Below are 26095 nucleotides of genomic sequence, written 5' to 3'. Positions count from 1 at the left end.
AAACAAAAGGGGCGGGACGCCCCATCGGAACGCCCCGCCCCCTTTAGACGATAATGCTCAGTTGCGATAGGCCGGCGGCAGGGCCGCGTCCAGCGTCTGGTAGCGATGGGCCAGATCCTGCGCCCGGCTGGTCAGGGGCGCCTCGGTCCCGCGGACGAAGACATGCTCCGCCACCGACAGGATCTCCAGGGGATCGCCCGACCACACCACCAGGTCGGCGTCGCGGCCAGGCTCGATCGATCCCGCCCGGTCGTTGAAGCCGAAGACCTTGGCCGGGGTGGCGGTGATGGCCGCCAACGCCGCCGGCCACGGCATGCCGTAGGCGACCGCGTTGCCGGCGTTGTAGCGCACCTGGCGGGCGTAGTGGCCGACGTACGGCCCCTTGATCACCACGGTGGCGCCGGCCGCCTGCAGGATGGCGGCGTTCTCCAGCCGCGCGTTCAGGCTTTCGAAGTCGCGCGGCAGGTTGGCCAGGGGATCGACCACCACGGGCACGCCCGAGGCCGCGATCTCCGGCGCCATCATCCAGCCTTCCTCCACCCCGTCCAGGATGAGTTTCAGCTTCAGCCGCTTGCCCAGTTCCAGGGTGCGGCGGATGTCGGCGACCCGGTGCACGCCCACCAGCAGGGGCAGCTTGCCCTGGATGACGGGCAGCAGGGCCTCAAGGTCTTCCTTGCTCTGGCGATAGGGGCGGTGGGCGCCGTGCTCGTACCCGCCCCTGTTGGCGGCGTAGCTGGCCGCCTCCTCCAGGCTGGTTTCCAGCAGCTGCAGCACGCCGCCATGGCTGCCGCCCAGATGCACCATGGCTTCGGTGCCCACGTCCACCACCAGCACGGCGCGGCGCTTGGTGATGCTGTCGGTGCCGCCGGACATGTCGACAACGGCCGCCTGGCCGGCGAACAGCTTCTCCCCCTTCTTCTCGCCCCGGCCGGACAGTTCCGGCGTGACCAAGGCCCGGGTGACGCCGCCGACGCGGGCCACGGGCACCAGCATGGAGGCGGGGTTGATACCCAGCGAGACGTCGAAGGACGCCGACATGTCGGCCGTCGCCCCGGCGAAATCGTTGCTGGAGGCCTCGCCCTCCACCTCGCCGGCGCCCAGGCTGGTGTCGCTGGCCACCAGGCCCGGCGTCACGATGTGGCCCTTGGCGTCCACCCGGCGGGCATCGGCGGGAATGGCGACCGACGCGCCCACCGCCTGGATGCGGCCGTCCCGGATGAGGATGGTGCCGGAGGGGATCTCCCCCGCCGGGCCCATGGTCTCGATACGCGCGTTGGTGATGGCCACCGTCTCGGCGCCGGCCGCGCCGGCCGCCAGCAGGACCAGGGAGGAGGCCGCGGCCATCAGGGTATGGCCCATCGAGGTGTGACGGCGGCTCATTGCGGCTGCTCCGTGCTGGGGCTCATGACGGGGCGGCCGGGTCCGACACCCTGGGGCCCGGGATGGGCGGGGCCGGTCTGGCCCAGTTCGAAGTCGGACTTGGGCTGCACCGCGGGATCGTGGCGGTCGTAGACCAGGGCGCCGTCGATGAAGACCTGATCGGCCGTGGCGTAGACGCTAAAGGGATCGGCGCTCCACAGCACCACGTCGCCCATCTTGCCGGTCTCCAGCGTGCCGGTCTTATCCAGCACGCCGATGGACTTGGCGGGGTTGGCCGTCACCCACTTGATGGCCTCGGCCTCGTCGATCTGGATACCCATGCGCCGCCCGGCGGCCAGGGCGATGGTGGCCTCCTGCACCAGGTGCTGTGTCAGGATGTCGTCGTCGGAGTGGATGACGGTGCAGACGCCGGCCTTCTGCAGCAGGGCGGCGTTCTCCTCGATGCCGTCGTAGGCCTCCATCTTGAAGCCCCACCATTCACCCCAGGTGGCGACGCAGATGTCCTCTTTCTTCAGGATGTCGGCGATCTTGTAGGCCTCTGACCCATGGTGGAACATGGCGATGTGAAAGCCGAACTCGTGCGAGATGTCGATCATCTGCGCCATCTCGTCGGCGCGGTAGCAGTGGTTCTGCGCCAGGATGCTGCCGTCCAGCACGCCGGCCAGCGTGTCCATCTGCAGATCGCGCTTGGGCGCGTCAGGCGCCTTGTCGCCCTTGCCCGCCTTGTAGTCGGCCAGCTTGCGGCGGTAGTCGTCCCACTTGCGGCGGTATTCCTGGGCGTCGATCCAGGCCTTGCGATAGCCGAAGACGTTGCCCATGCGGGTGGCCGGGGTGCGGCCCTTGCTGCCGTAGACGCGCTTGGGGTTCTCACCGCAGGCCATCTTCAGGCCATAGGGCGCACCGGGGAACTTCTTGTCCTGCACCGTGCGGCCGGGCACGTTCTTCAGGATGACGGCGCGACCGCCGAACAGGTTGGCGGAACCCGGCAGGATCTCCAGCGTGGTGATGCCGCCCTCCAGCGCGCGGATGAAGCCGGGATCCTGCGGCCAGACGGAATGTTCGGCCCACACCTGCGCGGTGTTGGGATCCGTCATCTCATTGCCGTCGGAATTGGCCCAGACGCCGGGCGTGGCATAGACGCCCAGGTGGCTGTGGGCGTCGATGATGCCCGGAGTCACGTACTTGCCATGGGCGTCGATGACCTTGGCGCCGGCCGGCACCGGGATGTCCTTGCCCACCGCCGCGATCTTGCCATCCACCAGCACCACGGTGCCGCCGTCGATGCGGGCGCCCGTGCCGGTGAAGACGGTGGCGCCCACCAGGGCCGTCGCCACCGACGGCAGGGGATGGTAGGTGCTGGGGAAGGGGTTCTTGTCATCGGCCGGATCAAGGCCGGCGTAGACCGGCTTGTCCTTGCCCTTATCGCCAGCGGGTGCCGAGCCAGCGGGTGCCGAGGACGTGTCCTGGTGCGCACTGGAAGCGCAGGCGCCGAGCAGCGCCAATGCGGCCACCAGCGGGACCACGCGATGGTGTCGTTTCATGGAAGTATCGTCTTCCCGTTCTGCCGGGTGCCCAGAAAGACGCCCGCCCCGGCATGGGACCGCCGCCTTCGCCCCTGTTGATTGTTGTAACGCCCCAAGGGGTTAAGGCAGGTCGCCTCAAAAAAGTGCGCTGCTTCAACCTTGTTGACGAGGCTAACAGAGGCCGGGGCGCCTGGAAACGGCGCGATACAGTTCCGTTACAAATCGGATAGAGTATCCGATGCGTCCCTCAAGGGCCGGCGGGCGCGTTGGCATTACGCTTCCAGGTACAGCGCCGCAAGTTCGCCGGCGGTGATGAACTGGCGAAAGCCGGCGCGGAAGGGATCCGTGCCGGTCAGCTGTTCCAGGGCCACCAGCAGGGTGGCGAGGTCCAGACTGTCGAAGGGCAGTCCGCCGTCCAGGAATCGTGTCTCCGGCCCGAAGGATCCGGTCCAGGCCTCGCCCTTGTCGGCCAGGATCTTCAGGACCTCATTGTGGATCAGCGCGAGCATAGCGCCCTCGTTCAGTCCGATCGTGCTCATGCGTGGAACTCCGTCAGCAGGGCGTTGACCCGCGTGGCCGCCTGGGCCTGGGGCATGTGGCCGACGCCGGGCAATCGATGCAACATGATATGGGGTGGGATCGCGCCGGCGTCCGGCGGCGGCACGATGTCGTCGGCCTCGCCCCAGATCAGCTGCAGCGGGGGCAGCGGCTGGGTCCAGTCGAAGTGCCGCGGCGCGGCGTCAATATCGGCCACCAGCCGGTCCAGCAGCCGGGTCAGCGGCCCGCGCGCCGTGGGATCGGCCAGGCGGGACAGGAAGGCGCGGGCCAGCACGTCGCGGTTGGGCGGGGCCCCCGCGAACAGCCGGTCGATCAAGGCGCGGGCCTGGTCCAGGGTCTCCAGTGTGCACAGCGCGTGCAGGAAGGCGGCATCCACCCGGCTGCCCAACCCGGCGCAGGCGATCAGGCTCATGCGGCGCAGCCGGTCCGGATGGCGTTCGGCCAGCAGCAGGCTGACCCTGCCGCCCATGGAATGGCCGATGATGTCGGCCTTATCCACACCGGCGGCGTCCATCAGCCGCACCACCCAGTCGGCGACACCGCCCAGGCCGGACGGCACGTCGAGGGTGGATGCGCCATGGCCCGGCAGATCCACGGCCAGCACCCGGCGGCCGGGAGAACCCGGCGCCCCCTTCACCAGCGCCTGGATGTTGAATTGCCAGGACAGCGCGTCGCCGCCGAAGCCGTGAATCAGCACCAGCGGCGCGGTGCCGGTTTCCTTCGGCCCCCGGTCGACGGCGGCGCCGGGACCGCCGGCGAAGCGCAGCACCCGGCGGCCGGCCAGCAACCGTTCCGGCTCAGTCCCTGAAGTCACCGGTCAGGCCGTGACGTGGTCCGACACCAGGGCCAGCAGGTCGTCCACCGTCTTGGCCTTGGCCAGATCCTCGCCCGCCACCACGGTGTTGAACTTCTCATCCACCAGGGCGATGAAACTGATGACCGCCAGGCTGTCCCAGCTGTCGATCCCGTCCAGCGTTTCGCCGCCCGTCAGGGTGCCGGGGTCCAACTCCAGCATCTCATCCAGCGCCGCCAGGAATTCGTTCCGGTTCATCTCTTCTTTTCCTCTCAAGCCAGGGGCTTCTGCACCACATCGCGGTTCAGCAGCACCCAATCGGGGTGCCGGCGCAGCACGTCCAGACAATCCGTCCAGGTGAAGTGCGGCTGGGCCGGCAACAGGGTTTCAAGCAAACGGCGGACCAGTTGGAAATCCTCCACCGTGTCCACGCACCAGCGCTGCGGCCCCATCTCCACCGGCGCCGGGCCCGCCGGCGGCAGGGAGCCCAGGCGAAAACGGTCCGGCCGGCGGTAGATGAAGGGCGTCACATGCTCACGCTCGAACGGTTCCCTTGCCTCTTGCCACGCTGCCTGCAAGGCCGTCATTGATATGGCTTCGGCATCCAGGCCGCGCGGATAGTAGCCGATATCGACGGACGCATGGTCCAGTGGCGGATCGGCCGCCAGGAAAAGGGTCAACAGCCGGTCGATCAGGCCTGGGTCGATCAGGGGACAGTCGCCCGTCACCCGCACCGCCACATCGGCATGATGGGCAAGGGCGGCCCGGCAAAAACGATCCAGCACGTCATGCTCGCTGCCCCGGAAACAGGCGACGCCCAGGACACGGCACTGGTCGGCGATGGCGTCGTCGGCCACGCGATCACTGGTGGCCACCACCACCTCGTCCACCAGGGCGGCGCGGCGCAACCGCTCCACTTGGTGGGCCAGCAGCGTCCGGCCCGCCACGGTCAGCAGCACCTTGCCCGGCAGGCGGGTGGACCCCATGCGCGCCTGGGTGATGCAGACGACCCGGGGCTTTTGGGCCGGGACCGTCACGGCTGGACCATTCCCCAGTCCACCATGCCCCAGTCCAGGGGCTGGCCGGCAGCGATATCACGGGCGGCGCGGGCGCCCAGCACCTGGTCGAGATGCTTGGGCGGCAGCCCCAGGCCGGGGCGGACGGAGCGGACGTTGGCCGGCGTGAACACCTCCCCCGCCATCACGGGAGCGGAGACGTAGAGCGAGCGTCGGAAGGCCCGGCCGCCGGCCTCGGACGGCTTGACGGCATAGCCGACCTGGCCCAGCGCCACGTGCGCCACGCGGCAGGCATCGGCCATGGCCTTGAACTCCGCCGGCTCCAGCGAGAAGGAAGCATCGACGCCGCCCTCGGCCCGCGACAGGGTCAGGTGCTTTTCAATGACGACGGCGCCCAGGGCCACCGCCGCCACCGGCACGGCGATGCCATGGGTGTGATCGGACAGGCCGGTGGGCACGCCAAAGGCCTGGGCCAAGTGGGGAATGGTGCGCAGGTCGCATTCCTCCGGCGGGGTGGGGTAGCCGCTGGTGCAATGGAGGAGAACGGGGTCGGGCGTGCCGGCGGGGGCGGCGTCACGCGCCGCCGTCACCGCGTCGTCGATCTCGCCCAGGGTGGCCATGCCGGTGGAGATGATCAGCGGCTTGCCCTTGGCGGCCGCGTAGCGGATCAGCGGCAGGTCCACGATTTCATACGACGCGATCTTGAACGCCGGGGCGCCCAGCCGGTCCAGAAGGTCCACCGCCGTGGGATCGAAGGGTGAGCTGAAAAGGGTGATGCCGATAGTGGCGGCATGGGCGAACAGCTGGGGATGCCAGGCCCAGGGGGTATGCGCCTCCTCATACAGTTCATGCAGGCTGCGGCCATCCCAGGGGCCGCCGTGGATCTGGAACTCGGGGCGGTCGGATTTCAGGGTGATGGTGTCAGCCGTATAGGTCTGCAGCTTCACCGCGTCGGCACCCGCCGCCTTGGCGGCGTCGATCAGGCGGATGGCGCGCTCGATCTCCCCCTTATGGTTGCCGGACATCTCGGCGATGAGATACGGCGCCTGGCCGGCGCGGAAGGTGAGACGGGCGGAATCGGACATGGCGCGGACCCTTGGGCGGCGGCTGAACGGCGGCGGATTGCTCACAATGCTGTTGCCCTTGATAGCACTTCGCGGGGGGCCGCTGGAATGGCGCTGCGGAGGACGGACCGCCGCCGGGCGGCGCACCGCCCGGCCAAGAAACGGCCAGCGTCAAAAAAGTTGCTTATCGCGCAACACGGCTCATGTTAGGTTGTGATCCTCGGCGCGAAACATCCCATAAGGCCGGTTCATGATGGCGGAGCATACGGGTTTTGAAGGCGAAAGCGCCGGCGCGCGCAACCTGATCAGCGGGAAACCGCGCCACTGGCCCTATCGATTGGCTGGGGAGCTGCTGTGCTCGCGGGCCGAGGGTCTGCGGCAACGGTGGGCCAAGGGCGCCCGTGGGCGGGCGCCCGAGGGGGCGGCCATGGTGGATGAGGCCCTGCTGATGGAATTGGGGACGGCGATCCTGGCCGTGACGACCGCGGTCAACACCCAGCTGGGGGCCAGTTGGCAATCGCCTGATGATCCCTGGACGCCCAGGGCCATTCAGGCGGCCTGCGACGCTGTGGCCGCCGCCGCGGTGACAGCCGTCGCCTGGGGCGAAAAAGTGCGGGCCCTGCCGCCATCGCCGCTGACGGATGCGGTTCGTCCGCTGCTGCTGGAGCAGGTCGACCATTTCCTGACCGAGTTCGAGGCCATTCCCCGCAAGTTCTCAGGCCTGTCCCTGGTGCTGGCCTTCGGGGGGCCGCCGCGCCTGCGCATCACCTTCACGTCGCCCCCGGGGTGGAAGCGGCGGTTCAAGGCCGTCATGCGGCGCGCGCGGTCCCACATCGTGCAGGAGGCCCTGGCCGAGATGCGCGCGCGGCGATCCGCCTGAGCGACCTCATTTCCAGACGTACAGGGTTGGCCGTGCGGGCTTGCTTGCAGGCCTCCTTGATTGCACGCTCGTCCGCATGGGTTGGCCCGGATCGGGCTGGAACGACGCGTCGAGGTCGAGGCCGCAATGCCGTCAACGCCCCTGGAAACCAGTCAAAGCCACCGCCCCTCCATCGACCACCTGATCGAGGCGGCGGTGGCGGAGATGCGGCGCGACGACGACTGCACGCCGGCCCTGGTGGCCCTGCAGGGCATGGGCACACCGGAGGGGCTGGCCCGCATGCTGGACCTCAGCCGCTCTGCCGAACCGATCCGGCGGCGCCTGGCCGCCGTGGTCCTGGGGCAGATGCATGGCCCCGGCCAGCGCAGTGACGAGCGCGCCTTCCCGGAACCGGCGTGCGACGCCTTGCTGCGCCTGCTGGACGATGAGGATATCGGCGTCATGGTCGACGCCGCCTTCGCCCTGGGCCATCTGGGCAACCGGCGCTGCGACCCGGCCTTGGCCGCCCGCCGTCACCACGAGGATCCGCACGTCCGCTACGCCATCGCCTTCGCGCTGTGCGGCAGCACCACGCCCGTGGCGGTGGAGGCTCTGCTGGCGCTGATGGACGATCCGTATGACCAGGTCAGGGATTGGGCCACCACCGGCATCGGACAGTGCACAGGGGTGGACGGCCCCGTCATCCGCGCCGCTCTGTTGCACCGGGTGGATGACGAGGATGTGTTCACCCAGGTGGAGGCGATGCACGGCCTGGCGCGGCGGGGGGACGCGCGGGTGCTGCCGCCCCTGATCCGCGCCCTGAGCCATGAGCACCTGATGCCGCACCTGTTCGTGGATGCCGCCGTCGCCTACCTGGGCCTGGAGGAGGACACGGACCGCACGGAGGCGGACCTGATGGCCCGCCTGCGGGCGCTGCTGGAAGGCGGGACGCCTTAGCCGGTCGTGCGCGCCACGTCCAGGCCGGCCAGGTCGTGCATGCGCAGCAGGCCCAGCACCTTGTTGTCCGCGTCCACCACCGGCAGGACGTAAACCTGCGAGGGGCTTTCCATCTGGGACAGGGCCGCCATGGCGGTGGTGCCGCTGCGGCAGGTGCGGGGCTTGGACGTCATCAGGGCGCGGGTGTCGCGGTCCAGCAGATCCTTGCCCACGCGGGCCAGACCGCGGCGGATGTCGCCGTCGGTGATGAGGCCCAGCAGCCGGTCGTCGGCATCCACCACCAGGGCGGCGCCGGCGGGGTGGCGGGTCATCTCCAGCAGGGTTTCCAGGATGGGCCGGTCGGGGCCCACCAGGGCCACATGCTCCGGGGCCCTGGCCATCAGGTCATCGACATAGGCGCCCAGCACCACGCCCAGGGTGCCGCCGGGATGGTTGCGGCCGAAATCCTTGGCGGTGAAGCCCTTCTCCGTCGCCACCGCCACCACCAGGGCGTCGGCGAAGGCCAGCATGGCGGTGGTGCTGGCCGTCGGCAGCTTGGTGTCCGTCGCCTCGGATTCCACATGGACCTTCAGCGTCCAGTCGGCCATACGCGATAGAGTGGAAGGCACGCGCCCCACCATGGCCGCCACCTTGACGCCGCGCGGCTGCGCCGCCTTGGCCACGTCAACCAGTTCCTGGGTCTGGCCGCTGTTGGACAGAAGGATCAGCAGGTCACCCTCGCGTAGCAGGCCCAGCTCGCCATGCAGGCTGTCGATGGCGCTGTAGTAAAAGGCGCGGGCGCCGATGCTGGCCAGCTTGCTGGCGAACTGCCGGGCCACCAGGCCCGACTTGCCGATGCCGGCCACCAGCGTGTTGCCGTGTTCACCGCAGATATGCTCGACGACGTTCAGGAAGTCGCCATCCAGCGCCTCCACCTGGTGCAGGACGGCGTTGGCCTCGATGCGCAACAGATCGGAAGCGGCGGCGAGAACGGCGGCTCGGTCGATGGTCATGGGGACGGTATCCATTCCCTTGAGAAGACCGGCGGCAGGCCACCGGCGAAATTGGGCACGGGTGTAACGCAAAGTACAAGGACCCACCACGCACCAGATCACAGCGGCAGCCGTGTGTTACCGGTATGGTGGGATGCCTGTTTTGCGATGCTCGAGGACCCCGGGCGCCTAACCCACGTCAAATCCCCTTGGCGGCAACCCGTTTCGCGCCCTTTGCGCCATGCGCGAGTAGGCGCTTTCCAGTCGGCGACAGAACGTGTCCGTGTCAAAGGGCCCGCCGGGGAGCGTCCGGGCGGCGGCCAGACGGGCGCGTACGCCGCCCAAGCGCGCCGAATCCCTCGCCAAATCCAATGCCGTGGCCTCGTACGCTTCCAGGCTGTACGTCACCAGGTCCGGAAGCCCCAGGGCACTCAGCAGGCTGGCGGCCACCCGGGAAATGAAGGGTCCACCCGCCCGGGTCAACACCGGCAGGCCAGCGTAGAGCGCGTCGGCCGCCGTGGTGTGGGCGTTCACCGGATGGGTATCCAGGAACAGGTCGGCGCAGGCGTGGCGGGCCAGGTGATCGGCCATGCGCGCCTTGGGCAGGGCCGGCGCCACCACCAGCCGGCCGGGATCGACACCCTCGCTTGACAGCATTGCTTGCAATGTCGGCAGCGCGGGACCCGGATCCAGCAGCCACAACACCGATCCCGGAACCTTGGCCAGCAGCCGGGCCCAGCAAGCCACGACCTGGGGCATCAGCTTGTAGGCGGCGTTGAAGCAGGCGAAGACGACGCCGTCGTCCGGCAGGCCCCAGTCCGCGCGTGTGGTCGGCGGGCCGATCGGCCGCGCCCCATCGTTGGCCTGGTAGCAACCGGGCAGGCGCACCACCGCCTCATCCCAGAAGCCCACCCGCTCCGGCGGCAGCACCACGGCGTCGGCCAGCACATAATCGATACCGGCCCCCCGGCCCAGAGTGCCGGGATAGCCCAGGTACTGCGCCTGAACCGGGGCGGGGCGCAATTGGGCGATGCCGGGCCGGCCACCCTCGGTATAGCCCTTGAGATCGACCAGGATGTCCACGCCGGCGGCACGAATGGCTTGCGCTGCCGCCCGGTCATCCAGGCCGCGCAAATCAACGAAGCGGTCGGCCCCGGCCCGCAGCCGCGCCCGCATGGGGCTGCCGTCGTCGGGCCCATAGGAAAAGGCCGTGACCGCCACCGCCGCCCGGTCGTGCCGTTCCAATATGCCGGCCATCAGGTAGGCGGTGGGATGCTGGTGCCAATCAGCGGAGAGGTAGCCGACGCGCAACGGCGCCCCGGCGGGCCCTAGGCTGGCCGGCGGCAGGGGAGCACCGGCCGAGCGTGCCACGGTCGCCGCGTGCAGACGGGCCGCCCGCTCGTGCCAGGCCTCGTCCACGTCCAGGCACAGCACGGCGAAGGGCGGGGCGCTATCGTCGCCCGCCTGCAGCGCGGCCAGCAGATCGGGCGTCCGCGCCGCGACGTCGTCCCAGCGGCAGAGGCGGGCATCGATGTGCACCAGATGGGCCAGAGCGCCCGCCCGCCGGCTGGTGCCCCGGTCCAGCGCCGCCTGCAGGCAAGGCCGCGCCTCCACATCCCGGTGCCGGCGCTGCAGCAAGGTGCCCAGGTTCAGCCAGGCATCGGCCATGTCAGGCCGCTGGGTCAGCGTCCGGTATTCCGTCTCCGCCGCGTCCAGCTGCCCCTGGTCTTCCAGGACGGAGGCCAGGTTGAAGCGGGCGATCGCCTGCGCGGGGTCGGCCTCGACGGCGGCGCGCAGAACACCCTCGGCCTCCGCCAGGCGGCCCATGCGATGCAGGGCCACACCCAGGTTGGCGCGGGCCGCGCCGTGCGCCGGATCCAAACCCGCCGCCCGGTCCAGCGGCGCCAGCGCTTCGCCCGGACGGTTCAGGTTCAGCAACAAAGTGCCCAGGGCGAAGGCGGCGCCGGCATGGGAGTCGTCGCGCGCCAGGGCGGCGCGGAACGCGGCCTCCGCCGCCGCCATGCGGCCCAGCGCCGCGCGCAAGCGGCCCAGGTTGGTCAGAATTTCCGCATCCGGCCGCAGGGCGGCGGCGCGGGCCACCAATCCCTCACCCGCCGCCGGATCCCCCTGCTGGCCGCGCAGCACGCCCAGCAAGTGCAGGGCGTCGGGCTGATGCGGCTCGGCCGCCAGCACCTGGGCGTAAAGGTCAGCCGCCTCATCCAAGGCGCCAGCCTGATGGCGGGCCACCGCCTGATGCAGGGGCGTCATGGTCGTGGGGCGGCCAGCCAGGCGCCCAACCGGGCGGTCAGGCGGGACAGCGGCGCCCGCCAGTCGCCCATCTCCTCCTGCCGCAGTTGCACCAGGCTCGGATACCAGGGGCTGTCCACCCGCCCCTTCTGCCAGCGCCAGCAGCCGTCATAGCGGTTCAGCAGCCAGACGGGGCGGCCCAGCGCACCGGCCATGTGGGCGACCGAGGTGTCGACGGTGATCACCAGATCCAGGTTGGCCGCCAGGGCGGCGGTGTCGGCGTAATCCGCCAGCTCCATCGTCCAGTCGATCAACGGCAGGGCGGCGGGGGCGGCAGGGCCGCCCTTCTGCAGGCTGACGAAGGCGGCCTGATCACGGAAGCGGGCCAATGGGCTGAGCAGCGCCGGATCCAGGCTGCGCCTGGCATCGACCGGATTGCCCGGCGCCCCCGCCCAGCACAGGCCCACGGTCCGCCGGCCGGCCGCGGCGTCGTTCAAGCGCGCCCGGAACGCCGCCGCCTGGGCCGGATCCGGCGTGAGGTAGGGCCCGGCCGTCGCCAGATCCGCCGCACCGGTCAAACCCAGCCGGCTTGGCAGGCTGAGCAAGGGGCAATAAATGTCGTAGGCGGGCAGCCGGGGATCCGCCGTCGAAACCACCTGGGCCACGCCGGGCGCCGTGGCCAGCAGGCGGATCAGTTCCGGCTGGCAGGCCAGCACCACCCGGGCACCCCGGGCGGCCAAGGGGGCGATGAAGCGGGCGAATTGCAGGCTGTCGCCCCGGCCCTGCTCGCTGTGCACCAGGATGGTGCGACCGGCGGGGTCGGTGCCATCCCATTCCAGCCCGTGCGGGCGGGCCAGGACATGGCCGGCACGGCCGCGCCGCGCCTCGAACTGGGGCCAGCCGGCGGCGTAGTCACCGGCCATCAGCAAGGCCAGCGCCAAATCCCAGCGCGCCTCCCCGCCCCGTTCGCCCAGGGGCTGGCCGGGCGCGGGGGCCGTCACCTCCACCGCGCGGCGCAGCAGGCCCAGGGCGCGGGGCAGCTGGCCCCGGTCGGTCAGGGCCACGCCCAGGTTGATCAGGGTGACGGCATGGTCGGGCGCCAGGGGCAGCGCCCGTTCCAGGCAGGCGATGGCGGCGGCCAGCCGGCCGGTGGCGTGCAGCACGCCCCCCAGGTTGGCCATGGCATCGACATGACCAGGATCAATGGCAAGCGCCTGGCGATAGGCTTCTTCTGCCAGATCGAATCGGCCCTGCGCCTTCAGCGCCGTGCCCAGGTTGCTGCGATAGGTGGGATTGTCCGGGACGATGGCCGCCGCCAGCATCATGCTTTCGGTGGCGCCGTCCAGGTCACCCAGCTGGATACGGGCCAGGCCCAGCAGATGCAGAGCCCCGTGGTTGCGCGGCTCGGCGTCGATGATGCGGCCATAGAGTGTCACCGCCGCGTCCAGCCGGCCGGCGACGTGATGCTCATAGGCAGCGGAGAGGGCTTCGGTCACACTGGCCATGGCGGCAGAATGGGGGTTCCCAGGCGGCGGGACAAGGCCCGGTTGGACTGGGGCCCGGTTCGACTGGGGGCCGGTTGGACTGGGGAAAGAGATTTGGGGCAAAGGAATTCAGGGCATGACGGACAGGTTGGACGCGATGCGGGCGGCGGTGGGGCCGGAGGATTATGGCGCCGCCGCCGCGGCGGCGGAGACGCAGGCGCTGTTCGCCCGCCTGTGGCACTTCGTCGGCTTCGATGACGAACTGACAGCGCCCGACGGCTATCTGGTGCGCACCATCGCCGGGGTGCCGGTGGTGGTGCAGCGCTTCGATGACGACATCCGCGCCTTCCGCGACGTTTGTTCCCACCGCCACGCCCGCCTGCACACGGCGGAGTGCGGCCACGGTCACCTGCGCTGCCCCTATCATGGCTGGACCTACAGCCGGGAGGGCGTGCCGGTGGGCATACCGGGCAATGACCCCTGTTTCCAACTGGACAAGGCGGACAAGGCTGCCCTGGCGCTGACGGGGTATGAGGTGGCGCGGCGCGGACGCTTCGTCTTCGTCCGCCTCATTCCCGGTGGGCCCAATCTGGACATCTGGCTGGGTCCGCTGGGCGCCTGGCTGGACGCCGTGTCCGATGGCTTCGCCGCCCCCTTCGACCAGGCGCCGCTGGATTGGCGGGCGGATTGGAAGGTCGGCATGGAAAACGTGCTGGAGGTTTACCACGTCGACAGCGTGCATCCGGAAACCTTCCGCACGGTGACCGAGGGTGCCTGGATGTGCGCTGAGCACGGCCCCCACAGCACGGGCACCATCGGCCTGACCGCCGAAACCCGCCGCTGGTGGGAGGGGGTGGCCAAGCGGCTGAAGCTGACGCCCCTGACCGCCTTCACCGATTATGACCACGCCATCATCTTCCCCAACCTGGCCATCGGCCTGACCGCCGGTCTGATGGCCAGCGTACAGACGTACGAGCCGGTGTATGCGCCGGATGGCACGGTGCGGCCGGGCCGCTGCCACCTGCGCTACCGCCTGTCATTGGCCAGGCAGCAGCCGGACGCCAGCGCCGCCGCCCGCCGGGGCGTGGAAGGGCATCTTGCCGACTTCAACCGCCGACTGCTGGCGGAGGACCAGTCGGTGGCGGAGGCGGCTTGGGCCGGCACCTGCCACGCCGACCGCCCCGCCTTGCTGGGCCACAACGAGGGACGCATCCGCGCCTTCCACGCGGCCTGGCTGAAAGAGATGGGGCGCTAACGCCTCTGCGCCGCGATCCAGCCGTTCACCTGGTCCTCCAGCAGATCCAGCGGCAGGGAGCCCGAGAGCAGCACGGCGTCGTGGAAGGCCCGCTCATTGAAGCGCTCGCCCAGCCTGTCCTGAGCCCGCTGGCGCAGTTCCAGCAGCTTCAACTCGCCGATCTTGTAGGCCAGCGCCTGCCCCGGCCAACCGATGTAGCGCCGCAACTCCGTCTCGATGTTGTGCGGGGCCAGGGCGGTGTTGTCGATGAAGCAGGCGCGGGCCTGGTCCAGGGTCCAGTGCTTCCAGTGGATGCCGGTGTCGGCCACCAGGCGGCAGGCCCGCCACATATCGAAGGACAGGCGCCCGAACCGCTCATAATCATCGCGGTAGATGCCCATTTCCTCGCCCAGCTGCTCGGAGTAGAGGCCCCATCCCTCGCCATAGGCGTTGATATAGGCGCGACGGCGGAAGGGCGGTAAATCCTCCAGCTCCGCCGCCAACGCGGTTTGCAGGTGATGGCCCGGCACGGCTTCATGCAGGGCCAGGGCCGGCAATTCATAGAGAGGCCGCTGGTCCAGCTTGCCGGTGTTGACCATGAAGCCGCCGGCGATACCCTTGGCGGCGTCACCAGGGAAATAGCGGCCCGTGGTGTACGTGTCCTCGATATCGCGCGGCACCTCGCGTACGCCATAGGTCAGGCGCGGCAGCCGGCCGAAGTGGCCGGGCAACTGGTCATCGATGCGCTTCGCGATCTCCGACGCCTTCTCCAGCAACGCCTGGCGCGTTGTGACGTAGAAGCGCGGATCGGTGCGCAGGAAGGCGAGGAAATCCGCGAAACCGCCGGTGAAGCCGGTGCGGCGGATCAACGCCTCCATCTCCCCCCGGATGCGCGCCACCTCCTTCAGGCCGATGTCGTGCACGGCGTCCGGCGTCAGGCTGGTGGTGGTGTGGTGACGGACCGCCCAGGTGTAGTAGGCCTCACCATCGGGCAGGTCGCGCGCCGCCAGGCTTTCGGGGGCCGCCGGGCGGTATTCCCGCTCCAGAAAGGTGACGAAGGCGCGCTGGGCGGGACGCACAATGTCGGCCAGCACCTGGCGCGCGCGGGCGCGCCATTCCGCCATCGCGGCGGCGTCCCCTGGCCCCGCGAAGGGTGACAGCAGGCCGTCCCCGTCCAAGGGGGTGTCCACCTGCTTGCGGGCGATGTCCAACACGGCGTCCACGATCACCCTCGGCTGGACGAACCCCGTGGCGATGCCACGCCGGGCGTTGGCGATGTTGGCGGCGTAATAGTCGGGCGCGGCCTCCAGGCAGGCCAGCCAGGCGTCGGCCTCCACCTTGGTGCGCACATGGGTGCGGTTGGCGGTATAAGTCAGGGTGGCGTAGAAGCCACTGTCGCTGTTGAAGGGCATGCGGTCCTGGTCGAAGGCCAGTCCAGCCAGCCGGTCTTCCGCATCCCAGCGCATGAAGCGGTAGGTCAGGCGGTCGGCCGGAGTCAGGCCGGTGGGGTCGATCGAGCCCAGGCGGTGGACCAAGGCCTCCAGGCGCTTCCGCCGCTCGGCCGCCGCTTTGGGGCTGACATCCGGCAGGCAGCGCCCCTCTTCTTTCCCGCCCTGAAGCAGGGCGTCGTAGTCGGCGATCAGGGGGGCCAGGGATGGCGGGCCCGCTTCAGCCGCCAGCGATGCCAGCGATGCCAGCAAAATCAGGGAGAACATCGCCGCTTTGCCCATGTGCCTTCCTTTCGCTTCCTAGCAGGAGAGGGGAAGGAACCGTGACGGGCAAGCCTGACGAATAGGTATAGGCAGGTTATTCGCCGGCCGGCGATCCATGGCCTATACGGCCACGGGCGCGTGCGCGCCGGCCAGCTGGGCGTATAGCGCGCTCACCTTGGCCATCTGCACCTCCGGCCGAAAGCGGGTGAGATCCACGGCCCGGGCGGGCGTCCGGCCGTCCAGCGCGGCCAGCAAGGTCTCGGCCATGGCGGTCGCGTCCTCGGGCGGGCAGAGGAAGGGGTAGTCGAAGCCCAGGATTTCCAGCGGCCCGCCGGTGCGGGTGGCCACCAGGGTCACGCCGGCGTCGGCGTATTCCAGCAGGGTCAGGCCGAAAGGTTCATGGCGGGAGGCGACGACGCCCAGGTCGAGGGCGGAGAGGTAACGACGGACGTCGGGGCGGAAGCCCGCGAACACCACCCGATCGCCCAAGGCCAACTGTGCCGCCTGCTCGCGCAGGGCGGCCATCTCCGCCCCCTGACCGAACAGCACCAGGCGGGCATCCGGCCGGTGGGCAAGCAAGCGGGCGTAGGCATCCATCAGCACATCGAATCCCTTGCCCAGTTCCAGCCGGCCCATGCCGCCGATGACGGGCGCGTCCTGCGGCAGGCCCAGGGCCAGGCGGGCCTCCGCCCGGGTCAGCGTCCCCCTTTGCGGCAACACCCAGTTGTGCACGGTGACGGAGCGGTCACGGGCCGCCGCCGGCATCATGCGGGCCTGATAGTCGGCGATGCGGATGATGCCGTCGAAACGGTCATGCAGGCCGGCGCGAAAGCCATTGTGCAGGGTGACGACGCGGGGGCAGCCCGGCCGGCAGCGCAGCACCCGCCGGGCGGCGGTATTGAGATGGGCGTGGACGATGTCAGGGCAAAGGGCCAACAGCTTCCAGAACAGCGCGGCGGTGCGCATGCGCGCCGGCAGCCACACCACCGACACGCGGGGGTCCAGCGATTCGGCAAGGTGCCGGGCGCCAGCGCCCCCGTCTTCACCCGGGCCCAGGATGACCATCACCTGATGATCGTCGGCCTGGAATTCCGCCAGTTCCATCACATGCTTTTCCGCCCCCCCGAAGCCATGGGGGATGATCACGTGGGCGATGCTGGTCACGGCCCCCGTCGAGGACGGGATCAGGCGCCGGGCGGCACCCCGGACGGCCGGGTTATCTGACAGGGCGATGGAGGACATGCCGGCGCACTGCTCCCCTACGGATTGGAAAGTCCTGCGATCGGCGGGGTGGGCGATGCGAAGCGGTGCCACCGGACTGCGGCCGGCCATAACCACGACTGCCTTGTTGTTGCTTCGGCGCGCCCCACCCGTCGCCCACAGAATGGCAACTGTTCCGTTATACGCCGGGGAAGGGCTAACCTGTCGCAGGGCTGTAACATAGAGGGCCATAAGGGGTATCCGACCAGGCCACCCCTCTGCGCCACCGCTTACACGGACAATCAGTTGTCCGCGACCACGTGCCAAGCACCGTCGGGCTGCTGGCAGGCGGTGCCATAGGCCTGTTGCGTCTGCCCGCCTATGGTCACGTTCTGCTGGAACTCCCGGCAATACTGGCCATCCGTCGTGTGGCCGTCGCGCAGGGTCGTGACGCTGCCGCTGGCCGGACCGTCGTTCCAGACGACGGGCTGGCCCACCGGCGCCATGGTGGCACGGATCTGGGCATCCTCAAGCGCGCGTTGCTGCTGCTCCGCCAGGCTGTCCAGCAGTGTCAGGGTGATGGCCGTCAGGCCCAGCCAGCGGTAGGCATCTTCGTCCCGGTAATAACGGCCATAGCCGGTGTAATAGACGCCGTAAGGGCGCAGCACCACCACGTCGCGATACACATGGCGGCGGTATTCCGGAACGATGACCGGCCCGCGGCCATAGATGAAGACGTCATGCTCGCGGAAATGCCCCCAATGCGGTGCCCAAGGGCCACCCCTATGGTCGTCCCCCCTATGGTCGTCCCAACGGCGCTCTTCCCCCCGATGATGATCGTCCCAGCGGTCCTGGGCCAAGGCCGGCATAGCGGCGGCCGTGACGGCCAAGGTGCCCGCCAGGGCAAGGGAACTGAAAGCGCGGAACGTAAGGCGTCGCATACTGGAATTCCTGTTCATCGAAAACAGCATGGCCCCCGCGGGGACCGTCACAGCCAAACGGCCGGGCAGCTTGATAGAACACTGCCATTGCGTCCGATTTATGGCCGGTCACGGGCTGGATCAAGCGGCAAGCCGTTGTGTTGGGGTGAGGTAAAGCGTCGCGCGCGGCGCCCTTCTGACCGCCCCGAATAGTGTTCCAATTATGGAACGCGGAATGCCGATAAGCCCAACTACCGCCAAAATCGTTCCAGAAATATAGTTCAGACACCAAGCACGTTAGACCCCGGCCCCGAGCCCCGCAGCACCGCCGCTAGGACCCGACGCCAGGAAAGGAGACGACGATGACCACGCTTTGCCTCGCTTGCGCCGCCCGTTCGGCTCCGGCCCTGTTCGGCCGCGCTCCGGCCCGTGCCGCCGTGATCAACACCCTCGGCCGCCGCGCCCGCACCCTGCTGCCCGCCCTCCTGGCCCTGACCGGCCTGTCCTTCGACCAGATGGTCGTGCTGCGCGCCGGGCTGGATATGGTGCTGCAGAGCACCCGCAACGGCCGTTTCCACTGATCCCCCCGCGACCGGCATTTTCCCCCCGAGTCGCGGGTGCGGTGCCGCGCCGATAGGGCGGCCTGATTCGTTTATCCAATATACGTCGCCGACCTCAGGCGATCCGTGGCTTCCAGCCCGCCCCCCTCCCCGGTTTCTGCCTAAAGAATCCGCTGTCTGCCGCCCAGTTGGGCGCTAGCCGGAAGGATAGGCCGCGACCTGACCATATGGTCAGTTTTTTCTTTGTCCGACCCCCGGACTGTCACACAGTGATCATCAAGATTTCCTATGACTGCACGGACGTCCAACCGGCCTGATGGGGGCTTTGGGGGACGGCGTTCGCGGTCAGGGGACGGGACGGGGCTGAACCCCGCCTGGTGACATGGGGGAATAACGCGCCCAGGCCTCTCCAACCGCATCGGGAAGGGACGGAGCCATGGTCGCCGTGACGACACTGCCTACAATTATGCGGAACACCGACCCGGCCCGGGCGGGCAAGCGGCGGCTGGGCTTGGCGGCGCGGCTGGGCCTGGCCTTTGGCGCGATCATCCTGGCCATGCTGGTCATCACCGGCCAGAGCTGGCTGACCTACGCCCGCGTGGACAGCACGCTGAACGGCATCGTCGGCGAGACGCTGCCCCGGCTGGATACGCTGGACGCCCTGTCCCGCGCGGCCGAGGGGCTGGCCGGCACCTCCATGGATGCCTCCATCGCCACCACGCATGAAGAGGCTCAAGCCACCCGCAAGGCCCTGACCGTGGCCGAGAAGGCCTTCAACGACGCCCTGCGCCAGGCCAACGCCCAGCTGGGCCAGACGCCGCAGCTGGATGAGCTGCGGGTACTCGGCGGCCGCTTCTCCGCCCTGCTGCAGGTGCTGAACGGGGCGGAGGATGCCCGCTGGCGCCTGCGGCAGGCCGTCGCCGCCAGTGAGAAGGCGTCGGCCGAGGCCGATGCCCGGGCGCAGGCCGCCCTGATGACGGCGCTGGGTCGCAACCCCGGCCCGGCGATCCTGTCCGCCTTGACTGAGATACGGGCCTTCAACGCGCTGCTCGGGGCGCCGGCCACGGCGGGGGAGGACCCGGTGGCGGCCAAGGCGGCCCTTTCCGCCGCCCTGCAGCATCTACGCGCGACGCAGGCGACCCTGCCCGCCGACACCCGCGCCATCGTTGCAGACAGCCTGGACGTGTTGACCCGCATGGCCTTGGGCGAGGCGGTTCCCGCCACACCCGGTTTCGGCGACCTCACCGCCGGTGGGCTGGCCGTGATGAAAAGCCGCCTGGCCGACGCGCAGGACCAGAGCACCGGCCTGCTGCACCAGAGTGCCGCGATCGCGGCGCGGGTGCAGAAGCTGGGCGCGGAACTGGGCGCCCAAACCCAGGCGGAGGTGCGCACCAAGGCCAAGGCGCTGGAGGATGTGGTATCCTTTGCCCGCGGCCTGCTGGTCGCGTCCGGCCTGGCGGGTGTGGCCATCGCCGTCGGCGTGGCGGTGTTCTATGTCGGCCGCAGCATCGCCGGCCGTGTCGCCAACCTGTCGCGCAGCATGCTGGCGCTTGCCGGCGGCGACCTGGATGTGGAGATCGATACGCGCGGCAGCGATGAGATCGCGGAGATGGCGCGCACCGTCACCGTCTTCCGCGCCAACGCCGTGCAGGTGCGCGAGCATGAAGTGCAGCTGGCGACCGAACGGCGTGAGTCGGCGGAGAAGCGGCAGGCCGCCATGTCGGCCATGGCCGACAGCTTCGAACAGTCGGTAGGCGGCATCATCGCCGCCCTGGTGGACGCGGCGGCGCAGATGACCGCCCTGTCGCAGAGCATGGGCCAGTCGGCCGATGCCACCGCCGAGCAGGCCAACACCGTGGCCATGTCCAGCGAAGCGGCCTCGCGCAACACCCAGACCGTGGCCGGGGCCACCGAGCAGCTGTCCCTGTCGGTGCAGGAGATCAGCGGCCAGCTGCAGCAGGCCATCAGCATCTCGCAACGCGCCAATGAGGAAGCCGATGGCGCCGCCGACATGGTGGAGCGTCTGACCGGTGCCGCCGAGCGCATCGGCAGCGTCACCCGGCTGATCGACGACATCGCCGGCCAGACCAATCTGCTGGCGCTGAACGCCACCATCGAGGCGGCGCGGGCCGCCGCCGCCGGCAAAGGCTTCGCCGTGGTGGCGTCCGAGGTGAAAAGCCTGGCGGGCCAGACCTCCAAGGCCACGGGCGACATCGCCGGCGAAGTCGCCGCCGTGCGCAGCGCAGTGGGCGCCGTGGTGGATTCCATCCGCCAGATCGGCGGCACCATCGTGCAGTTGAGCCAGGTTTCCAGCACCATCGCCGCGGCGGTGGAGGAGCAAAACGCCGCCACCGCCGAGATCAGCCGATCGATCAGTGAGGCGGCGCTGGGCGTGGAAGAGGTCAACAGCACCATAGGCCGCGTGCACACCGCCGCCCTGTCGACCGGCGAGTCGGCCGGACAGGTGCGGACCAGCGCCCAAGGACTAGCTGACCAAGCCGCCCGGCTGGACGAGGCGGTGCGCCGCTTCCTGGGCCAGGTCCGCGCCACCGAAGCCGCCGCTTGAGGAGAGACAGCATGATCCGGATCGCCCTCGCGGCCGCGCTATTTGCCAGCACTGCCAGCATCGCCAGCGCGGCGGCCTTCAAGCCCTGCGTGGTTTATACCGAAGCGGGGAAGTTCGATAAGAGCTTCAACGAGATGGCTTATGATGGCAGCCAGACCTTCGCGCAGAAGACGGGCGCCGCCGTGGCCGAGTTTGAACCGGCGGGTGAGGACGCCTACCCTGGTGCCTTGCAGTCCGCCGTCACCGCCGGTTGCACCGACGTGGCGCTGATCGGCTTTCGGTTCCAGACGGCGCTGGCCGCCTTCGCCCCCCAACATACGGACGTACGCTTTACGTTGTTCGACGGCGTGGTGCCGGGGGCCAATGTCGCCTCCGTCCTGTTCGCGGAGAACGAGGGGTCCTACCTCGTGGGCGTGGCGGCGGCCTTGGCCAGCAAGAGCGGCACGGTCGGTTTCATCGGCGGCATGCCGGCGACGGTGATCGAGCGGTTCGAGAAGGGCTATGCCCAGGGCGTCAAGGACACCCGGCCGGACGCCACGGTGATGACCGGTCTGGTGGCCGCCGACCCCAAGGGTTTCTCCGACCCCTTCGCCGCGTCGGAGATCGCGCGCGACATGCTGCGCCACGGCGCCGACGTGCTGTTCCCCGCCGCCGGCGTGTCCGGCCTGGGCGCGCTGGACATCGGCCATGCCAAGGGCGCCTTGGGCGTGGGCGTGGACAGCAACCAGAACTACCTCTATCCCGGCCGCATGTTGACCTCGATGGTCAAGCGCCTGGACGTGGCCATCGCCCGCGCCTTCGAGGCCGGCCGCAGCCAGACCTTCACCGCCGGCATCACGCGCCTGGGCCTGAAGGAGGGCGGGGTGGACGTGGTGGTGGACGCCGACAACCGCGCCCTCTGGACCCCCGCCATTGTCGAGGCCGTGGCCCGTGCCCGCCAAGCCATCGTCAGCGGCCAGGTGAAGGTCGCAAGTCCAAGCTGAAAGCACACCTTAATATATAAGGTGGCGGCCAGAGGCGCCTCAGGCCGCCGTAAGACGCGACCCGTCGTTTACATGAAAAGGGCCGCCGGAGTTTTGTGGGGAGCGTAGCGGACTGCAAAACGAGGATGGCCCTGCGGGCGGAAGCCCACGCCCGCAGGGCAATCTAAACAACATCATGGAAAATGATGCCCAGGGTGTGGCGGTGGCCGGAGCGCAGGCGGCTGACGCCGTGGCGCAGGTTGACGCGATATGTGCCCCGCGTTCCTGACACCGGCCGGTGATGAACGGCGAAGACGACGCCGTCACCCTGGCGCAGCGGCACCACCTCAGCCCGCGACTGCATGCGCGGCCGCTGTTCCGTGAGGACGAACTCTCCGCCCGTGAAGTCGCGCCCCGGCTCCGACAACAAGATGGCGACCTGCAGGGGGAACACCCGCTCCCCATACAGATCCTGGTGCAGGCAGTTGTAGTCACCCGGCCCGTACCGCAGCAGCAGGGGCGTGGGCCGCACCTGGCCGGCCTGGTGGCACAGAGCCAGAAACTCGGCAAGGCTATCCGGGTAGCGGACATCCTTGCCCAAGCGCTGCTTCCACCGGTTGGCCAAGGGCGCCAGCCGGAGATAGAGACCCGTGCGCAAGGCCTGTACCGGGGCCGGCAGGGGGTAGGCCCAATACTTGTACTCCCCCATGCCGAAGCCATGCCGACCCATGATCACCCGGCTGCGGAAGCCTTGGTCCCGCGCGTACAGGGATGAGAGATCCCCGCACACCTCGGGCGTCAGCAAACCGGGCAGTACGGCGCAACCGTACGCGTCCAATTCCTCGGAAAGGATGGCCCAATCATGGTCGGCAATGCTGGCAATGCCAGCATTCGGAGATCCCATACCATCCATCACGCCCGCTCCCGCGCCAGCAGCGTGCGCTTGCGGTCCACTCCCCAGCGATAGCCGGACAAGGCCCCGTCGGTGCGCACCACGCGGTGGCAGGGAATGGCGACAGCGATCGCGTTGTTGGCGCAGGCCTGGGCCACCGCCCGCACCGCCTTGGGCGCGCCGATGCTGGCCGCCACCTGGGCGTAGCTGGCCGTCTCCCCCGCCGGAATGTCGCGCAAGGCCTGCCACACCCGCTGCTGGAAGGCAGTGCCGCGCACATCCAGCGGCAGGTCCAGGCCCAGGCGCGGCGCCTCGACAAAACCCACCACCCGGGCGACCAGGGCATCGAACTCAGGATCGTCGCCCGTCAGCCCCGCCTTGGGAAAACGGTCCTGCAGGTCTCGCACCAGCATGTCCGGATCGTCGCCCAGGGTGATGGCGCAGATGCCGCGCCCGCTGCGCGCCACCAGAATGGCCCCCAGGCTGCACTGGGCGACGGCGAAACGGATGTCGGCATTGGCGCCACCGGCACGATAATCGCCCGGCCGCATGCCCAGCATGCCCTCCGCCGCCTCATAGAACCGGCTGCTGGCGTTGAAGCCGGCGTCGTAGAGGGCGGTGGTGACGGTGGCGCCAGGGCGGGTCAGCTCATCCCGCACCCGGCGGGCGCGGTGGGCCGTGGCATAGGCCTTGGGCGTCAGGCCGGTGACGGCCTTGAACACGCGGTGGAAGTGATAGGGGCTGAGGCCGGCCTGGTCAGCCAGTTGCTCCAGGCCCGGCGCCTCCTCCGCCATCTCGATGGTGCGGCAGGCATCCGCCACCAGCTGGGCCTGGCGCTGGGCGGTGCCCTGCTGGTTCGGCGTGCAGCGCTTGCAGGCGCGGAAACCCGCCCGCTCCGCCGCGGCGCAGCTGTCGTGGAAGGCCACGTTCTGTGGCTTGGCCAAGCGGGAGGGGCAGGAGGGCCGGCAATAGACGCCGGTGGTCTTCACCGAATAGACGAAGCGGCCATCCTGGCTGGCATCCCGGCTCAACAAGGCCTGCCAGCGCGGGTCGGCATCGGCGGTGAGGGGGGCCAGGGTCGGGGCAGACGTCATCGGGATGGAGAGCGCTGTGACGGGGGGCATAATCGTCATCCTGATATGGTGTCGTTCCTGCCCCTGATGTACCCCCGGCCTTCGCCCTCAACATCCCGGGTCTTGCGGTCAAATCCGCGACGCCGGCAAGCAGGCTTCACTGCACCCGGCTGTGACCGGTCCACAGGGCGACAGCGGCCTCCGCCACCGGCATCGCGTCCTCGGGATGGTTGTAGCGGTACAGCACCAAGGCGGCCTCATAGGCATGCTGGTCCGGCGCGCCCGATGCCCGCATCTGGCGATAGGTCTTCTCAACGGCGGTGCGGCAACACATCGCTCGACAACTCCCCTACAGGTGATTTGACTTAACCCCCCTGGGGGGATAGGAGTCAAGGCATGACCCACGCGACCACCCCCGACATCCTGAACCGCCTCAAGCGGGCGCAAGGCCACTTCACCAAGATCGTGCAGATGGTGGAGGAGGGGCGCGACGCCCTGACCATCGCCCAGCAGCTGCAAGCCGTGGTCAAGGCCGTGGACAAGGCCAAGATCGCCCTGGTGCTGCACCACATCGAGCACCACCTGGAGGAGGCCACCGGCCCCCTGCCCACCCAGACCCGGGCGCGACTGTCGGAAATGGCGGAAATCACCAAATATCTGTGAAGCCGATCTGCTGGGAAGGTGGTTCCGGCAGGAGAAAGCTAAAGCCTTAATAGCTTGCTTTCCGCCCCGTACGTGTCCAATGTTTCCGGGCCTTAAGGGTGGGGAGATATGATGAGTGAAGACTGGTGGGATGTGCCGGGGAACCCCTATTCCCCCACCAAAACCCAACCCATAGTGCCCCCCGGGGCCCCGCCCCCCCTTCCCTTGACGCCGCAGGATGGCGGCGACCTCTCTGGTCCCTATGCCTCGGCGGACCTGCTGGCGCTGGAGGCGGCGTCCGCCGCCCTGGCGCGGCTGGACTGTGGGCTGGCTGGCAGCAGTGCCGCCGTCGCTGCCGGCTGGATCAACCGCATGGCCATTGAGGAGGCTGCGGCCTCCGCCCGGCTGAACGGCATCCTGGTGGACACGGCGGACCTGCGCCTGCTGGCCTGGGACAGCCTGGACCGCGCGCCCGACCCCGACTTGGCCCAAGCCCTACCCCTCTATGATCTGGTGCGCCGCATCGCCGCCCGTCATCCCCGCCACCTCTACACCCCCCGGCGACTGGCGGCGCTGGACCGCATCCGCCAAACCCGCGCCGCCGGCTTCTCCCTATGGAACGGGGCGGCGGAGGATGTGGACGCGGAGGAGCGCTGGGCGGTGTTGCAGACGGCCTTGGCACCCGATGCCCTCACCCGCTTTCGCCCCGCACCAGCCCTAATTGGTGCCGCGGCCTTCCTGGCCCATTGGCATCAGGTCCGCGCCGACCGTAGCGCCGGGGCCGCCCTGGGTCGCCTGCTGGCGGCATGGTGGCCCGCCCGCCAGGGTCTGGTGCAGGCACGGCGTAGCGGCCCGGGTGACCCGACCTTCGAGGGTTCAGATACCTTTAGCAGCCCCACCCATCCGGCCTTCGCCGGCGGTCCGGTGCTGATGCCCTCCATCGGTTTCCTGGGTCATGCCATGGAGTACCGGCCGGATCGGCAGGAGGGTTGGCTGCTGGCTTTCCTCAACGCCGCCACCCGCAGCCTGGCCCGGGGCGAGGTGCTGCTGCGCCGTCTACGCCTGGCCGAGGGTCAGCTGGCGGAGGCCTTGCGGCCCAGGCGTTCCACCTCGCGGGGACCGCAGGTGGCAGCCTTCCTCTTGGCCCAGCCGGTTGTCACCTCCGGCCGCCTGGCCCACGCCCTGGGCATGAGCGGAACGGCGGCCCGCACCTTGCTGGATGGGTTGCACCGTGACCGGTTGGTCTTGGAGATTTCCGGCCGCGATGCCTACCGCGCCTATATGGTGGAATGACACCCAATGGCATCCGCATGATTCGTGGAGCCAGTTTTTCTGAAAAAACTTCGGTAACCGTTCCCTTGATACGGCCCGCCGTGTGCGACCTTCCGGATCGGGTAGGGGGAAGGTTCACACCTCCCCCCTCCCACACCACCGTACGTACGGTTCCGTATACGGCGGTTCATGAAGCGTGGTTTAGGCGTT

General features: G+C 69.3%; 24 protein-coding genes. 8 read left to right on the top strand and 16 right to left on the bottom strand.

Translation table 11 applies throughout. The annotated features are described in order from the left end of the window. Positions 1-57: 57 nt before the first annotated feature. The 7 genes from FBZ89_RS14255 to pseI form a co-directional block, all read right to left on the bottom strand. A complete protein-coding gene (locus tag FBZ89_RS14255) occupies positions 58-1380 on the bottom strand; it encodes an amidohydrolase family protein (protein WP_246172204.1) in 1323 nt (440 codons plus the stop codon). Next, positions 1377-2921 (bottom strand): amidohydrolase, encoded by a 1545-nt coding sequence (locus tag FBZ89_RS14250; RefSeq protein ID WP_186457364.1) that lies wholly within the window; start codon positions 2919-2921, stop codon positions 1377-1379. Before FBZ89_RS14250 ends, FBZ89_RS14255 begins: the two co-directional genes overlap by 4 nt. Before the next feature lie 254 nt (positions 2922-3175). Further along, the gene (locus FBZ89_RS14245) at positions 3176-3442 is read right to left on the bottom strand and encodes an acyl carrier protein (RefSeq protein WP_145750648.1); all 267 of its coding nucleotides are present in this window, start codon (positions 3440-3442) and stop codon (positions 3176-3178) included. Then, positions 3439-4275 (bottom strand): alpha/beta fold hydrolase, encoded by an 837-nt coding sequence (locus tag FBZ89_RS14240; protein ID WP_145750647.1) that lies wholly within the window; start codon positions 4273-4275, stop codon positions 3439-3441. The genes FBZ89_RS14245 and FBZ89_RS14240 overlap by 4 nt, the downstream gene beginning before the upstream one ends. Positions 4276-4278: 3 nt before the next feature. After that, entirely contained in the window at positions 4279-4512 is a 234-nt protein-coding gene (locus FBZ89_RS14235) for an acyl carrier protein (protein WP_145750646.1), read from the bottom strand. A 14-nt stretch (positions 4513-4526) separates the two neighbouring features. Beyond that, positions 4527-5291, bottom strand: coding sequence for a cytidylyltransferase domain-containing protein (locus FBZ89_RS14230; RefSeq protein ID WP_246172203.1), 765 nt, complete (start codon positions 5289-5291; stop codon positions 4527-4529). Further along, positions 5288-6355 (bottom strand): pseudaminic acid synthase, encoded by a 1068-nt coding sequence (gene pseI, locus FBZ89_RS14225; RefSeq protein ID WP_145750645.1) that lies wholly within the window; start codon positions 6353-6355, stop codon positions 5288-5290. Before pseI ends, FBZ89_RS14230 begins: the two co-directional genes overlap by 4 nt. A gap of 229 nt (positions 6356-6584) precedes the next feature. Here pseI and FBZ89_RS14220 point away from each other — a divergent pair, with 229 nt between their 5' ends. Both FBZ89_RS14220 and FBZ89_RS14215 read left to right on the top strand, forming a co-directional pair. Continuing rightward, a complete protein-coding gene (locus tag FBZ89_RS14220) occupies positions 6585-7214 on the top strand; it encodes a hypothetical protein (RefSeq protein ID WP_145750644.1) in 630 nt (209 codons plus the stop codon). 126 nt (positions 7215-7340) lie between these two features. Next, positions 7341-8150, top strand: coding sequence for a HEAT repeat domain-containing protein (locus FBZ89_RS14215; protein ID WP_145750643.1), 810 nt, complete (start codon positions 7341-7343; stop codon positions 8148-8150). Here the strand turns inward: FBZ89_RS14215 and FBZ89_RS14210 are convergent. From FBZ89_RS14210 to FBZ89_RS14200, 3 genes are all read right to left on the bottom strand, one after another. Next, positions 8147-9142 carry a KpsF/GutQ family sugar-phosphate isomerase gene (locus FBZ89_RS14210; protein WP_145750642.1) on the bottom strand — a complete coding sequence of 332 codons (996 nt, stop codon included), beginning with the start codon at positions 9140-9142 and terminating at the stop codon, positions 8147-8149. The genes FBZ89_RS14215 and FBZ89_RS14210 overlap by 4 nt on opposite strands. A 168-nt stretch (positions 9143-9310) precedes the next feature. Beyond that, complete coding sequence (locus FBZ89_RS14205; RefSeq protein WP_145750641.1) at positions 9311-11389, bottom strand: O-linked N-acetylglucosamine transferase, SPINDLY family protein; 2079 nt, start codon at positions 11387-11389, stop codon at positions 9311-9313. Continuing rightward, positions 11386-12873: a tetratricopeptide repeat protein gene (locus tag FBZ89_RS14200; protein ID WP_145750640.1), complete on the bottom strand. Its 1488-nt coding sequence runs from the start codon at positions 12871-12873 to the stop codon at positions 11386-11388. Before FBZ89_RS14200 ends, FBZ89_RS14205 begins: the two co-directional genes overlap by 4 nt. 115 nt (positions 12874-12988) lie before the next feature. Here FBZ89_RS14200 and FBZ89_RS14195 point away from each other — a divergent pair, with 115 nt between their 5' ends. After that, a complete protein-coding gene (locus FBZ89_RS14195; RefSeq protein WP_186457363.1) occupies positions 12989-14107 on the top strand; it encodes an aromatic ring-hydroxylating oxygenase subunit alpha in 1119 nt (372 codons plus the stop codon). On the opposite strand, the gene FBZ89_RS14190 is transcribed toward FBZ89_RS14195, so the two are convergent. From FBZ89_RS14190 to FBZ89_RS31935, 3 genes are all read right to left on the bottom strand, one after another. Next, positions 14104-15816, bottom strand: a complete 1713-nt coding sequence (locus FBZ89_RS14190; RefSeq protein WP_145750638.1) for a DUF885 domain-containing protein — start codon at positions 15814-15816, stop codon at positions 14104-14106. The two genes, FBZ89_RS14195 and FBZ89_RS14190, sit on opposite strands and share 4 nt — an antisense overlap. Positions 15817-15918: 102 nt before the next feature. After that, the gene (locus tag FBZ89_RS14185) at positions 15919-17040 is read right to left on the bottom strand and encodes a glycosyltransferase (RefSeq protein WP_186457362.1); all 1122 of its coding nucleotides are present in this window, start codon (positions 17038-17040) and stop codon (positions 15919-15921) included. A gap of 260 nt (positions 17041-17300) precedes the next feature. Continuing rightward, positions 17301-17939, bottom strand: coding sequence for an RT0821/Lpp0805 family surface protein (locus FBZ89_RS31935; protein ID WP_281292019.1), 639 nt, complete (start codon positions 17937-17939; stop codon positions 17301-17303). A gap of 341 nt (positions 17940-18280) precedes the next feature. Between FBZ89_RS31935 and FBZ89_RS14175 the strand changes: the two genes are divergently transcribed. From FBZ89_RS14175 to FBZ89_RS14165, 3 genes are all read left to right on the top strand, one after another. Beyond that, a complete protein-coding gene (locus FBZ89_RS14175; protein WP_145750636.1) occupies positions 18281-18499 on the top strand; it encodes a hypothetical protein in 219 nt (72 codons plus the stop codon). 415 nt (positions 18500-18914) lie between these two features. Next, complete coding sequence (locus FBZ89_RS14170; protein ID WP_145750635.1) at positions 18915-21044, top strand: methyl-accepting chemotaxis protein; 2130 nt, start codon at positions 18915-18917, stop codon at positions 21042-21044. A gap of 11 nt (positions 21045-21055) precedes the next feature. Then, positions 21056-22027: a BMP family lipoprotein gene (locus FBZ89_RS14165; RefSeq protein ID WP_145750634.1), complete on the top strand. Its 972-nt coding sequence runs from the start codon at positions 21056-21058 to the stop codon at positions 22025-22027. Positions 22028-22190: 163 nt separating this feature from the next. On the opposite strand, the gene FBZ89_RS14160 is transcribed toward FBZ89_RS14165, so the two are convergent. The 3 genes from FBZ89_RS14160 to FBZ89_RS30880 all read right to left on the bottom strand — a co-directional run bounded on the left by FBZ89_RS14160 (position 22191) and on the right by FBZ89_RS30880 (position 24305). Continuing rightward, positions 22191-22910: a 2OG-Fe(II) oxygenase gene (locus FBZ89_RS14160; RefSeq protein WP_211115233.1), complete on the bottom strand. Its 720-nt coding sequence runs from the start codon at positions 22908-22910 to the stop codon at positions 22191-22193. An 8-nt stretch (positions 22911-22918) separates the two neighbouring features. Continuing rightward, complete coding sequence (ada, locus tag FBZ89_RS14155) at positions 22919-24022, bottom strand: bifunctional DNA-binding transcriptional regulator/O6-methylguanine-DNA methyltransferase Ada (protein WP_211115232.1); 1104 nt, start codon at positions 24020-24022, stop codon at positions 22919-22921. Between the two features lie 106 nt (positions 24023-24128). Next, positions 24129-24305, bottom strand: a complete 177-nt coding sequence (locus FBZ89_RS30880; protein WP_186457361.1) for a hypothetical protein — start codon at positions 24303-24305, stop codon at positions 24129-24131. A 62-nt stretch (positions 24306-24367) separates the two neighbouring features. Here FBZ89_RS30880 and FBZ89_RS14150 point away from each other — a divergent pair, with 62 nt between their 5' ends. Both FBZ89_RS14150 and FBZ89_RS14145 read left to right on the top strand, forming a co-directional pair. Beyond that, the gene (locus tag FBZ89_RS14150) at positions 24368-24634 is read left to right on the top strand and encodes a metal-sensing transcriptional repressor (RefSeq protein WP_145750632.1); all 267 of its coding nucleotides are present in this window, start codon (positions 24368-24370) and stop codon (positions 24632-24634) included. A gap of 108 nt (positions 24635-24742) precedes the next feature. Further along, a complete protein-coding gene (locus tag FBZ89_RS14145; protein WP_145750631.1) occupies positions 24743-25906 on the top strand; it encodes a hypothetical protein in 1164 nt (387 codons plus the stop codon). Positions 25907-26095 lie beyond the last annotated feature (189 nt).

Source organism: Nitrospirillum amazonense (genome assembly GCF_007828045.1).
Lineage (GTDB): Bacteria > Pseudomonadota > Alphaproteobacteria > Azospirillales > Azospirillaceae > Nitrospirillum > Nitrospirillum amazonense_C.
This window is presented reverse-complemented; position numbering and strand designations above follow the sequence as displayed.

Bases quoted from the DNA above. Each gene is read 5' to 3' on its own strand.
- FBZ89_RS14255 (WP_246172204.1), bottom strand. From the start codon at position 1,380: ATGAGCCGCCGTCACACCTCGATGGGCCATACCCTGATGGCCGCGGCC.
- FBZ89_RS14250 (WP_186457364.1), bottom strand. From the start codon at position 2,921: ATGAAACGACACCATCGCGTGGTCCCGCTGGTGGCCGCATTGGCGCTG.
- FBZ89_RS14245 (WP_145750648.1), bottom strand. From the start codon at position 3,442: ATGAGCACGATCGGACTGAACGAGGGCGCTATGCTCGCGCTGATCCAC.
- FBZ89_RS14235 (WP_145750646.1), bottom strand. From the start codon at position 4,512: ATGAACCGGAACGAATTCCTGGCGGCGCTGGATGAGATGCTGGAGTTG.
- pseI (WP_145750645.1), bottom strand. From the start codon at position 6,355: ATGTCCGATTCCGCCCGTCTCACCTTCCGCGCCGGCCAGGCGCCGTAT.
- FBZ89_RS14220 (WP_145750644.1), top strand. From the start codon at position 6,585: ATGATGGCGGAGCATACGGGTTTTGAAGGCGAAAGCGCCGGCGCGCGC.
- FBZ89_RS14215 (WP_145750643.1), top strand. From the start codon at position 7,341: ATGCCGTCAACGCCCCTGGAAACCAGTCAAAGCCACCGCCCCTCCATC.
- FBZ89_RS14210 (WP_145750642.1), bottom strand. From the start codon at position 9,142: ATGACCATCGACCGAGCCGCCGTTCTCGCCGCCGCTTCCGATCTGTTG.
- FBZ89_RS14205 (WP_145750641.1), bottom strand. From the start codon at position 11,389: ATGACGCCCCTGCATCAGGCGGTGGCCCGCCATCAGGCTGGCGCCTTG.
- FBZ89_RS14200 (WP_145750640.1), bottom strand. From the start codon at position 12,873: ATGGCCAGTGTGACCGAAGCCCTCTCCGCTGCCTATGAGCATCACGTC.
- FBZ89_RS14195 (WP_186457363.1), top strand. From the start codon at position 12,989: ATGACGGACAGGTTGGACGCGATGCGGGCGGCGGTGGGGCCGGAGGAT.
- FBZ89_RS14190 (WP_145750638.1), bottom strand. From the start codon at position 15,816: ATGGGCAAAGCGGCGATGTTCTCCCTGATTTTGCTGGCATCGCTGGCA.
- FBZ89_RS14185 (WP_186457362.1), bottom strand. From the start codon at position 17,040: ATGTCCTCCATCGCCCTGTCAGATAACCCGGCCGTCCGGGGTGCCGCC.
- FBZ89_RS31935 (WP_281292019.1), bottom strand. From the start codon at position 17,939: ATGCGACGCCTTACGTTCCGCGCTTTCAGTTCCCTTGCCCTGGCGGGC.
- FBZ89_RS14175 (WP_145750636.1), top strand. From the start codon at position 18,281: ATGACCACGCTTTGCCTCGCTTGCGCCGCCCGTTCGGCTCCGGCCCTG.
- FBZ89_RS14170 (WP_145750635.1), top strand. From the start codon at position 18,915: ATGGTCGCCGTGACGACACTGCCTACAATTATGCGGAACACCGACCCG.
- FBZ89_RS14165 (WP_145750634.1), top strand. From the start codon at position 21,056: ATGATCCGGATCGCCCTCGCGGCCGCGCTATTTGCCAGCACTGCCAGC.
- FBZ89_RS14160 (WP_211115233.1), bottom strand. From the start codon at position 22,910: ATGGGATCTCCGAATGCTGGCATTGCCAGCATTGCCGACCATGATTGG.
- ada (WP_211115232.1), bottom strand. From the start codon at position 24,022: ATGCCCCCCGTCACAGCGCTCTCCATCCCGATGACGTCTGCCCCGACC.
- FBZ89_RS30880 (WP_186457361.1), bottom strand. From the start codon at position 24,305: ATGTGTTGCCGCACCGCCGTTGAGAAGACCTATCGCCAGATGCGGGCA.
- FBZ89_RS14150 (WP_145750632.1), top strand. From the start codon at position 24,368: ATGACCCACGCGACCACCCCCGACATCCTGAACCGCCTCAAGCGGGCG.
- FBZ89_RS14145 (WP_145750631.1), top strand. From the start codon at position 24,743: ATGATGAGTGAAGACTGGTGGGATGTGCCGGGGAACCCCTATTCCCCC.